This window comes from Aliivibrio salmonicida LFI1238 (genome assembly GCF_000196495.1).
Lineage (GTDB): Bacteria > Pseudomonadota > Gammaproteobacteria > Enterobacterales > Vibrionaceae > Aliivibrio > Aliivibrio salmonicida.
The window spans coordinates 317509-328790 of record NC_011313.1 but is presented as its reverse complement, the minus strand read 5'-3'; the positions used below and the strand labels follow the sequence as shown (position 1 = coordinate 328790).

12 protein-coding genes are annotated in these 11282 nt (G+C 37.8%); 6 read left to right on the top strand and 6 right to left on the bottom strand.

All coding sequences use genetic code 11. The features are described from left to right. From VSAL_RS17640 to VSAL_RS17625, 4 genes are all read left to right on the top strand, one after another. Window positions 1-645 carry a sugar transferase gene (locus VSAL_RS17640; RefSeq protein ID WP_012551655.1) on the top strand — a complete coding sequence of 215 codons (645 nt, stop codon included), beginning with the start codon at window positions 1-3 and terminating at the stop codon, window positions 643-645. A gap of 150 nt (window positions 646-795) precedes the next feature. Continuing rightward, window positions 796-2688, top strand: coding sequence for a sensor domain-containing phosphodiesterase (locus VSAL_RS17635; RefSeq protein ID WP_012551654.1), 1893 nt, complete (start codon window positions 796-798; stop codon window positions 2686-2688). Window positions 2689-2850: 162 nt separating this feature from the next. Further along, a complete protein-coding gene (locus VSAL_RS17630) occupies window positions 2851-3399 on the top strand; it encodes a DUF1415 domain-containing protein (protein ID WP_012551653.1) in 549 nt (182 codons plus the stop codon). A gap of 42 nt (window positions 3400-3441) precedes the next feature. After that, the gene (locus tag VSAL_RS17625) at window positions 3442-3669 is read left to right on the top strand and encodes a glutaredoxin family protein (protein WP_012551652.1); all 228 of its coding nucleotides are present in this window, start codon (window positions 3442-3444) and stop codon (window positions 3667-3669) included. Window positions 3670-3736: 67 nt separating this feature from the next. Here VSAL_RS17625 and VSAL_RS17620 read toward each other — a convergent pair whose 3' ends face one another. From VSAL_RS17620 to VSAL_RS17605, 4 genes are all read right to left on the bottom strand, one after another. Beyond that, window positions 3737-4618: a LysR family transcriptional regulator gene (locus VSAL_RS17620; protein WP_012551651.1), complete on the bottom strand. Its 882-nt coding sequence runs from the start codon at window positions 4616-4618 to the stop codon at window positions 3737-3739. A gap of 12 nt (window positions 4619-4630) precedes the next feature. After that, window positions 4631-5341 (bottom strand): SDR family oxidoreductase, encoded by a 711-nt coding sequence (locus tag VSAL_RS17615; protein WP_012551650.1) that lies wholly within the window; start codon window positions 5339-5341, stop codon window positions 4631-4633. A 236-nt stretch (window positions 5342-5577) separates the two neighbouring features. Continuing rightward, window positions 5578-6015, bottom strand: a complete 438-nt coding sequence (locus tag VSAL_RS17610; protein WP_012551649.1) for a cytochrome b562 — start codon at window positions 6013-6015, stop codon at window positions 5578-5580. 84 nt (window positions 6016-6099) lie between these two features. After that, a complete protein-coding gene (locus tag VSAL_RS17605) occupies window positions 6100-6480 on the bottom strand; it encodes a YgiW/YdeI family stress tolerance OB fold protein (protein ID WP_012551648.1) in 381 nt (126 codons plus the stop codon). 444 nt (window positions 6481-6924) lie between these two features. Between VSAL_RS17605 and VSAL_RS17600 the strand changes: the two genes are divergently transcribed. After that, entirely contained in the window at window positions 6925-7143 is a 219-nt protein-coding gene (locus VSAL_RS17600) for a hypothetical protein (RefSeq protein WP_044583544.1), read from the top strand. 146 nt (window positions 7144-7289) lie between these two features. Here VSAL_RS17600 and VSAL_RS17595 read toward each other — a convergent pair whose 3' ends face one another. After that, entirely contained in the window at window positions 7290-9737 is a 2448-nt protein-coding gene (locus VSAL_RS17595) for an ABC transporter permease (RefSeq protein ID WP_012551647.1), read from the bottom strand. Next, window positions 9737-10411, bottom strand: coding sequence for an ABC transporter ATP-binding protein (locus VSAL_RS17590; protein ID WP_012551646.1), 675 nt, complete (start codon window positions 10409-10411; stop codon window positions 9737-9739). Before VSAL_RS17590 ends, VSAL_RS17595 begins: the two co-directional genes overlap by 1 nt. Before the next feature lie 209 nt (window positions 10412-10620). Between VSAL_RS17590 and tesA the strand changes: the two genes are divergently transcribed. Beyond that, entirely contained in the window at window positions 10621-11235 is a 615-nt protein-coding gene (gene tesA, locus VSAL_RS17585) for a multifunctional acyl-CoA thioesterase I/protease I/lysophospholipase L1 (protein WP_044583543.1), read from the top strand. Window positions 11236-11282 lie beyond the last annotated feature (47 nt).

Below are 11282 nucleotides of genomic sequence, written 5' to 3'. Positions count from 1 at the left end.
ATGATAAATTCATATTACACAATTAACCAACCAACCATTAAAGCAAAACGGGCTTTTGACGTATGCCTATCTCTTATTGGTTTGCTCATTACTTTGCCTTTATTTCCATTGATTGCCATTGCCATTAAGGTTAACTCTAAAGGCCCTGTATTTTATCGCCAACTTCGCGTGGGAAAGGCAATGCCAGAACAAATTTACGTATTTGAAATGATAAAATTTAGAAGTATGGTAGAAGATGCGGAAGTGAGCACTGGCGCAACATTAGCCGTGAAAGGAGACACTCGCGTGACGCTCGTTGGACGATTTTTGCGAAAAACACGTCTTGATGAGTTACCTCAATTTTTTAATGTTTTAAATGGTGATATGTCTCTTGTTGGACCAAGACCTGAGCGACCAACCTTCTATAATAAACTAGAACATGAGATCCCTTATTTTAGTGAACGAACCTATGGCGTTCTACCTGGCATTACTGGTTTAGCGCAAGTAAACCAAGGTTATGACACCAGTATTGAAGACGTACGATCTAAGGTTGGGTTTGACCACAGTTACGCACTGTCACTCCGTTCTATCTCAAGCTGGATAAAATCAGACAGTTACATTCTTCTTATGACTATAAAAGTCATGTTATTTGCTAGAGGCCAATAACACCATATAACCTTACTATTAATAAGCTTATAATTTAAAAGCAGTTTAGTTCTTATTCTTAAAAATTAGACAAAATAAAAGCACCTGAGGCTGTTATTATATTTAAAATACTGCAATACACTAATTGATAATAAGGCCTCGGAGAACGACATGACAACATCACTTTCTGCTTCTATTGCGATCCCTGAACGTATGCAGAAAGAGTGGCAAAATATGTTGAATTTATTAGCAAATTTAGTTCATGTACCTGCTGCCCTTATTATGCAAACTCACGAAAATACCATCGAAGTATTTGCTGCCAGTGATAATACTGATAATCCTTATAAAGTCGGTCATCATGAAGCGCTTGGCCAAGGCCTGTATTGCGAAAAAATCATCAAAGAACGCCAACAGCTATTCATTGCAAATGCCTTAACTGATCCTAATTGGGATACAAATCCTGATATTGCTCTTAATATGATCGCTTACTGCGGCCTTCCTCTTTATTGGCCAGATAACACCCCTTTTGGCACCATTTGCATTCTAGACAATAAAGAAAATGATTACTCTCCAACGTATCAAGCATTACTAAAAACCTATCAACAATCCATTGAAGCGCAATTAAGTACACTCTTTCAACATGCCGAATTATTGATTAGTCATAATGCATTACAACAAGAGATCACCATCGCGACTCAGCACCTTAATGATCTCAATATTCAATTAGCCAATGAAGTTGATTGTCGAAGAGCCGCAGAACAAAAAGTGGAATATCATCAAAATCATGATTTAGGCACTGGGTTTTTAAATCAAATTGCACTTTATCAGCATATGGATAACCTACTGAAGCAAGAAAAGAATTTTGTTTTATTACACATTCATTTTGCCAATGGTTTATTGATCCAACAAACTCATGGGCATCAAGCTTTGGATCGACTACTCACAGAGTACCGTTCAAGAATAACAAAAATAACAGACACATCGATCACTGGTCGTCTCACTGCTACCGATATTCTATTAGTCATTCACGCTGATAAAAGTAAGCTACCTAAATTTTGTCAGCACTTGTCTGAAATTGGGCAATCGAATTACTACATCAATGATAAATCGATTCATTTACAGAGTTACGTTGGTGCTATTCATTCAAAAGACGGCGTGCCTCGTACCGATTTATTACAATATGCGCACGACACCATGGTTGAATGCCAAAGCATGGGAAAAACATTCACGATTTCAGATGTGTCTTTGCCAATAAAATCGAGCTTATCTGAACATCAAATCGAAAGTTACTTACTTGAAGCCGTACGCAATAACGATCTCTTTTTAAACTATCAGCCAAAAGTATGCCCAATAACTAAAAAATGGTTAGGATGCGAAGCCTTATTACGTTGGAACCACCCACGTTTAGGCGCTATATCAAACGATGTTTTAATTCAAATCGCTGAACGTAACGGCTTAATTTATGAATTAGGCAACTTTGCATTACGAAATGCGATTCAACAAACAAGTGAATGGGTTGCCCATTGTCCTGCGTTTATTACTGCGGTTAATGTCTCAGCCGTTCAATTAAAAGACCCTTATTTAGTCGAACACATTGAACAACTGCTGAATGTATACCAATTATCACCCCGTAATCTGGAATTAGAAGTCACCGAAAGCAGTTTAATTGCAGATGAAGATTTAGCTATCACGACCTTAAATCGATTGCATGATCTTGGCGTTTCCATTGCGCTCGATGATTTCGGTACCGGTTATGCGTCATTCCAATACTTAAAAAAATACCCATTTGATACCTTAAAGATTGATAAAAGCTTCATTACCAACATTACCTATAGTACTGAAGATCAAAACATCGTTTGTGCGATGATAAATATTGCTAAAAAACTGCACTTAAACGTTGTTGTTGAAGGTATAGAAACCCGAGAACAAGAACAATTTATCCTCAAAGAAGAAGCCGATTTAGTTCAAGGCTACCTCTACGCTAAACCAATGACCGCTGAGAAATTTGAAATGGGTTTATTCAATCAGTTATCCCTTGGAACCCCCTATTTCAAATTTATATAATAGTATTAATCGTCTTCGCAGACAAGAATGGTCAACAACGCCATGACCAAAAACAAGAATTAACTACCATGTCAGAGTTTGATGTATCTGTTGGTAGTTTCTAAACTCATCAATAATCTGTTATTCTTGCCGAAAATATTGCACAGTAAAAATGAAGTCAGCATGAATATTCAAAAAATAGAACAAGAAGTACAACAATGGTTAGAAGATGTCGTTATCGGCCTAAATCTTTGCCCTTTTGCCGCGAAACCAAATCGCAATAAACAAATCAAAATCTTTGTTTCTGAAGCGACAACGGAAGAAGTTTTGCTTGAAGACGTACTTCAAGAGTTAATGAATTTAAATTCTAAAACAGCAGAAGAGCTAGAGACCACCTTAGTTGCTATTCCAAACATGCTGCAAGATTTCATGGATTACAATTTCTTCTTAGATTGGGTTGATGCGCTACTCAAACAACAAGACTGGGAAGGCACTTATCAAATTGCGACTTTCCATCCTGATTATTGCTTTGGCGGTGCTGCACCAGAAGATGATGAGAATTTAACGAACCGTTCTCCTTATCCTGTCCTTCATCTTATTCGTGAAGAAAGCATGGAAAAAGTGTTAAAACACTATCCAAATCCTGAAGCTATCCCAGACACAAACATTGCTCGTGTTGAGGCTCTTAGCCCTGAAGAGCGTCGTAAGTTATTCCCTTACTTGTTTGTATAAGCTACGCTAATTCTATAACCAGATTTGATTGGAGAGATCCCGATGAAACGTATTGTTTTATATGTGGCAGACAAATGCCCACATTGTAAAGACGCACAACGCTACCTTGACTCTAAAAAAATTGCTTATCGATTAACCAATGCGAAAATGCAAAGAGGACGTAAGGAATTACAAGCCATGGGCGCTCGTTCTATCCCTGTTCTTAAAATTGGTGATCAAGTGATGGTTGGTTGGAATCAGAAGAATTTCGATAAGATGTATAACAGTTAATTTTATCCAAATATAAAGCACAGATTACAGCTCTAATCTGTGCTTATTTTTCATAAATACCGCTATCTTAATTTAAGTTTTCTTTTAAAAAATCCAGAAAAACTCTAATTTTAGGCGAAATAAGTTCCCGTCTTAAAAAAATCGCATAAACAGCGGTATCCTTTCCATATGGACAAAAATGATGGTCTCGCATGACTTGAACAAGATCCCCGTTTTCTAATTCATTTTTCACAGCCCAATGCGGAATTAAAGCTAGCCCTCCATGGTTTAAAACCAGTTGCTTTTGTCCGTTCACAGTATTAACTTCTATTGAATTTTCGATTTCAATTTTTTCTAATTTTTCGCCTTTTAAAAACCAATTACCCCAGCCTGCATAACCGTATTTAATACAAAGATAATTAACCAAGTCATCTATAGCTAAAGGGGTTCCATTTTCTTTTAAATACATAGGGCTTGCGCATAATATAAAGTCATTAGTAGCCAATTGAGTTGCGATCATTGAAGAATCCGTTAAATTTCCACTTCGAATTACGACATCTGTATTTTCTTCAATTAAATCAACTATTCTTTCTGTTATCTCAACTCTTAAATCGACATCAGGATACGCGGCTTTAAATTTAGGCAGTAAAGGGATAATCACCGCTTCACCAAACCCTACAGTGACACTAAGATTAAGCATACCACTTGGTACTTGTTGCAAATCATTAATCACACGCTTGGCTTCATCAAGATCTAAAATAATTTGCTTAGAGTAACTATAGAAGCGATGCCCAGCTTCTGTCAGAGCAATATTGCGGCTATTTCTATTTATAAGCCGGACCCCAAGATCATTCTCTAATACTGCAAGTTGTCGAGAAATAGAAGAAGGTTGTACATCAAATATACGACTTGTCTCTGACATATTTCCCGTTTCAACAATGGTATTAAAATACTGCAAACGTTTGATCATTTTTCACCTTACTTAATGCATTTTTCCATTAAAAGCGATAAGTGATCCGCTTAAATTTGTTTTCGATGGTTGAGTCAATTCAATCATTAGTTCTGCCATCTCACTCGGATCAACCCATGTAGAGTAATCTGCGTCAGGCATCGCGATTCGATTTACTTCTGTGTTAATAATAGTAGGAAGAATAGCATTTATTTTAATATTAGAAGCTACACCTTCTGCTGCCATACTTTCAACAAGGCCATTCAAAGCAAGTTTAGACGCCATGTAAGGACCGAAACCTGCAGGAATGTTACGGATGGTGTCACGAGCTGAAACGAACATAATAGATCCACCACCACTTTTCTCCATTGCATTGAAAATTTCACGACCAAATACAAAAGCGGTTGTAAAGTTAGCATTGAATAATAAATCCACTTCTTTAACATCAATGTCTTTCCAATGCCTCCAAGTATAAATACCTGTGCAATGATAATGAACTTCAATCTTTCCTAAAATACCGGTAGCTTCTGTAACAAGTTGCTTACTCTCTTCTTCATCTGACAAGTCACCAAGAAGAACAGTTATTTTATCACCATATTTCTCTTCCATTTCTTTCGCACGCTCTTCATCACCTTTACGTCCAAAGGCGACAATGCTAGTCCCTGATGCAATTAGGTTGTTAATTATAATTTTAGCTGTCACAGAAAAACATGAAGCAACTGTCGCTGTCTTAATCGTATTCATTCTTAACCTTTAATTTTGTATGTAATTTAGGGTTTAAAGAATAATCCTTGTCATAAAAGATTAAAATATAGCAAAGAACAAAGCATGATTGCTTAAAAGACAACGATCAGATAAAGGCTAAGCTTTATGTTAATTTAAATTAGAAGAATTTCGATAAGATGTATAACCGTTAATAATAAAAATGGAGCCTAATTGGCTCCATTTTTATGGCTCTCACGATAAGATAAGCACATCCATTAGCCGAATATTTTACTCCAAATACTCGGATTACGTTTTTTGTGATATTCAGATCGTAAGTCATCAACTTGATTTAATGTGTCTTTTGCTTGTTCTAGGTTTCCTGCGGCAAGTTCGGATTTGACACGATCAACAGAAACAGACAATTTGTTAAACCCTTCTTGATATAACTCTTGTTTTTCTGGTGAGAAGTTCTCTTGTTTCAAGTAATCAATTAACGCATCTAATCGCATTACTGATTGAGTCATTTCATCAATTGAACTCGCATCTTCACTTTGCTTAAATGCCAGCATCATGTCTTTCATCGCTGCTTTAGTATCAACAGGCGTGGTTATCAATGTTGGTTTGGCACCAATAATCTCTGTTGATTCAGTCGTAATATTTGCAGCAACACCAGCAGAAAAAGTCAGGGCTAGCGTTAAAAATAGAGTTCTCATAGTAATCCTTTAAATAAACGAGACACGCAGTGTAATGTATTGCTTCTCATACTCACAGGATTAATATGTTTCAATCAATATTGATTAATTTTTATCAGTCATGATGACATCATTGACATAAATAATGTAATTGTCTTCTTTATTGACTTCACCTTTAATTGTCACTTTATCACTTGGTTTTACTTGTAAACCTGACAATTTATCACTATCAATTTTTACATTTAATGAACCGGTATTGTCTTTAAACAAATACACTTCTTTTCCTAAAGGTTCAACTAAGTAGCCAGTTAATAGAATCGGAGTATCATCAATAACTGCATTCGCATTTAATACCGATTCAACCGTGTTGATTCCATATACAGGCTGTGAAAATTCATCCTGATAATTAGCATCGTGATCGTTAGCCAATGCAAGGGTAGACGTACACGCTAATATAAGTGAAAATAAAAGAGTTCTCTTTTTCATAATAATACCTTAAATGTTGTTATGTAAAAAATAGTGTAGACTACTATTAACATTTATAACTCCATTTTATTATTTCATTCCTAATGAGTCATAAATACAGAGCAGTCTTTATGATATATCTATTTTTTGAGATTACTCTTAGTTTAAAATGATATCAACTATTACTTTATCTTTAATTCACTGAATTTTAAACACGATAAATCCTCATTTAAATTAACGTAGTTAATAACAATACGGCTAAAAATTATGTTTATATACGTCTCAGAAAACATTCTTGCAACCTTACCCTCTTTAGATTTAACCATCTGATATACAAACGATCCATGTCCTAAACATCAACGATAATTTATATTTTAATTTTGAAATTTAAGGCGTAGAGTCATACGTAATATTTTTATCGAGGACAACATAATCACACCAAAAGATAAATGGCTATTGGATCATATGCTAGAACTAGAAGGCAAAGATCTAACTAAGCTCACCAAGCAAGAAAAAGAAGTATTTGATGCATTCGAAGCAAGATCTCATGAATTTGGATTAACGATTGAAATTGCCACTGAAGCGCCTATTGGTGATATTGAACAAGGTACATCACCTTATACCATTAACCAAATGAGACACCACTTTCCAAACCAAATAATTATTAAACGAGCTTTAGATTAAGAGTTAATATAATTTAATCGCTATCTCGTTGTTATTAATTTATATGGATTAATAACATCAGTGCAAATATACGATAAAGAAAGAAGATTATGTTATCTTGAAATCTTCTTCCTTCATCGTATGATTATCACTTCATTAATCGAGGATTACTTTAACGGCTTCAATAACTGCTTAATCACACTAGCCAAACTCATAAATACAATCATCATGGCGAGTAATGGCAGCACAATCCACATGCCTATGTGCAATGTTGGCTCCAGTTTAAAGCCCCACTTCACTAAGCTAAAGACAATCGCCTCAGCACCCATCACAGCAACAAAACCTGCGGCTAATGCCATTACGCCGTATTCACTCCATAACGTCTGACTAATGCGCTGACGGCTTGCCCCAAGCGTTCGATAAAGGGTGATTTCACGTTGGCGCTGATACAAACTCAAACGAAGCAAAGTGAATATCAATAACACGCCACTCACCACACCTAAACCGGCTAATACACTTAACGACCACGTAATTTGCGCGAGCATGGCTTGGATCTTTCCACCCATGGTTCTAAAATCCAATAAACTCACGGTTGGGTAATCACGAGCCAGTTGATTCAATAACGTATTTTCATTGTCATCTACTTTAAAGCTCACCAACCAAGTGGCTGGTAAATCGGCAATCACATCCGGCGTGAAGATAAAATAGAAGTTCGGTTTCATGCTCTGCCAATCCACCACTCGAATTGAATTAACCACCGCAGAGAAAGGCTGACTATTCACTGAGAAACTTAACGTATCTCCAATTTGAATATTCAAGTCATTGGCAACATCTTGCTCTACAGAAACCCCATTAGAACTCGTCCATTCTCCCGCTGTCACTTCATTATGAATGGGTAACGCATCACGCCACGTAAAGTTTATCTCACGTCGTAATGCTTCAGAGCCTTGCCCTTCCCCTTTCATTTTCTCTTTGGTACTTTCGCCGTTAATGTCAGTAAGACGACCACGAACAATTGGGTAGCCTTCTGAGCGATCTAACTTTTCATTATCTAATTTTTGCAAATACTCTTGTTGTTCATAAGGCGCAATGTTCATCGCAAATACGTTTGGCGCATCTGGCGGAAGCGTTTGTTGCCAGTCACCCAATAAATCGGTTCTTACTAACCAAATCACCGCAACTAGCATCAACGAGCCAGACAACGCAGCCAATTGCATCATGCTATTTTTTGGCGAACGCTTAATACGACTAAGCGCCAATGTCATGGCAGGGCCCCACTTAAAGCGACCAAATAAATACACTAAACCATAGCTAATGCCAGCAAGTAAGATAAACAACACCACTAAACCGACAGAGACCATCCAGACTAAACGGTTAGTGCCATACATCAATAAAAAGGCAACGATTGGAACAGCAACAAGCCATAAACCCTTTTTAGAACGATTGGTTGTTTGAGATTGAAGAACCGCAATCGCAGGGGTATCTAATAAACGTAATAAAGGGATACCCAATGCAGGTAAACCAATAAATAACGCGACCACAGAGCCAAATACAAATGGTTGCCAACCGTAGCTTGGTAGGTTCTCAGGTAAGATCCCCGTCAATGGAATACGTAATAATAATTCTAAGCCAAGACCAATTAATGAGCCAGCCACCACACCAGTAAAGAACATCAACCCCACTTGGCTTAGCAACCAACGTTTCAACCATTGTTTACTTGCGCCCATGCTTTTTAACATGGCAACGGTATTGGCACGACTGGTCGCGTAATGCTGACACGTTAACACCAAAGTGACCGATGCCATTAATATCACCATCAAGATAGTCAGCGATAAATACTGCTTGGCTTTTTGCATTAAATCGGCGGTTCGACCTTGAGTTTCTTCACTTATCCACCGTTCTCCTGCCTCTAATTCATAATCACTTTGCAATAAAGAAATCGCACTGTCGTCCCCTTTAAATAGCGTTCGATATTTCACACGACTCCCAAGTTGAATCGCGCCGGTTTTGTCTAAATCAGATTGATGAATAAACACACTTGGCATGGTTCTGAATGGGTTAAACGCTAACTCAGGTTCAGATTCAATCACGCCACTTATCGGCAATTCTGCATCCCCAACAGCAATCACGTCTCCAATTTTTAGATCCAACAATGACAACAGACGATCCGCTATCCATACCTCGCCGGGTTGTACCTTTGTGTGCGTTTGGTGATTGTCTCCCTTTAATAAAAGCTCACCGCGAAGTGGGTAATTACTTTCAACGGCCTTTACACTGACCAATTGCATTCCTGTATCACTGAATGCCATGGTTTGAAAGCGCACTTGAGAAGATAAAACTAAATGTTGGTCATGCGCTTGTTGCAAAATAAATTCGGGGGTTGGGTTAGCCGAGCTGAATACTAAATCAGCCGCCATCATAGAACGACCTTGTTCTGTCATGACTTTTTCGACACGAATAGCCAAGGCTGACAAGGCAACCACACACGCCACAATTAAGGTTAACACCGCCATCACCGGCCATAACTGACCTTGCCATATCTCACGCCAACTCCAGCGTAACACCATTTTATTGCCTGATTTTTTTCCTTGCTGCGACGCTTGATTTATTCCCATTACGACACTTCCTTAATGCAACCTGCATTAATCGTTAATGTTCGGTCACATCGTTCTGCAAGTTTAGAGTCATGCGTGATTAGGACTAATGTTGTACCGTGTTTCTGGTTCATATCAAACAACAACTCAATGACATTCTCAGCCGTTTGTTGATCTAGGTTTCCTGTTGGTTCATCAGCAAATAAAATACGAGGCTGAGTCATAAACGCACGAGCCAATGCTACACGTTGCTGCTCACCGCCAGACAGCTGAGAAGGCAAATGGGTTTCACGACCGGATAACCCGACAGATTCTAATAGCTGTTTTGCTTTAATAATATCTTCCCCTTCACCGCGTAAAATCGCAGGTAACGTGACATTTTCAAGGGCGGTTAACGAAGGGATAAGTAAAAAACTTTGAAAAACAAAACCAATGGATTCACTGCGAATTTTCGCACGTTCTTCATCGTCTAACGTTGATAGCTTTTGGCCTAATAATTCAATTTCACCAGAGCTTGGGACATCAAGCCCAGCCAATAAGGTCATTAATGTCGATTTTCCTGCCCCTGAGGTGCCCACGATGGCAATACTTTGGCCAGAAAGGACATCAAAGGAAATGTCATTTAAAATAGTCAGTTCGGTCTCATTCGAAATAACGGATTTACTCACGCCGTTAACAGTAATTGCTGATGTCATATTCATATCCTTTGAGTCTATTTTTATTATTTGAATGCTATGTTTGCATTGTATACCTAAGCACTCGACCGTGAGCAAACTCATTTACACTTCTTTAACCAAATGTTACTAAATTCTTTTTCTTTGCTTTACGCTTAAATAAAGGTTGCAAAGTGTCGCTAACTTTTTCATTGTTACCTCAATCCACCTTCATTATTTCAAGGATGACCATGCGCCGTTTTTTTACGTTCTCTTTCTTACTTATATCCAGCGTTTTGCTGCCTTTTAAAAACGCCTATAGCCAAACGTTATTGATTTTAGGCGACAGCTTGAGCGCCGGTTATAATATGCCGATTGAGCAAAGTTGGCCTTCATTATTACCAACACAATTAGCCACTTTAAATAAAGACACGACGGTAATTAATGGCAGTATCTCTGGCGATACGACGGGCAATGGATTAGATCGACTTCCCGCGTTATTAACGCAACATAGCCCTGATATCGTATTAATTGAATTAGGTGCAAACGATGGCTTACGTGGTTTTCCGCCACAAAAAATTAATTCAAATCTAGAGCAATTAATTAAACTGATTAACGCCTCAAATGCCCAACCGTTATTAATGCAAATCCAAGTACCGCCTAACTATGGTAAACGTTATAGCCAAGCGTTTGGTTCACTTTATCCTAAGATCAGTGAAAAACATGACATTCCTTTGGTTCCTTTTTTCTTAGAGCATGTCATCATTAAGCCAGAGTGGATAATGAAAGACGGCTTACACCCAACGCCAGAGGCTCAACCTTGGATTGCTGAATTCATGGCAAAAGAATTATCCCCTTACTTATAAGCAATAAAATAAAAAGTAACAGTTTTAGAATCTACGGAGAAAGTATT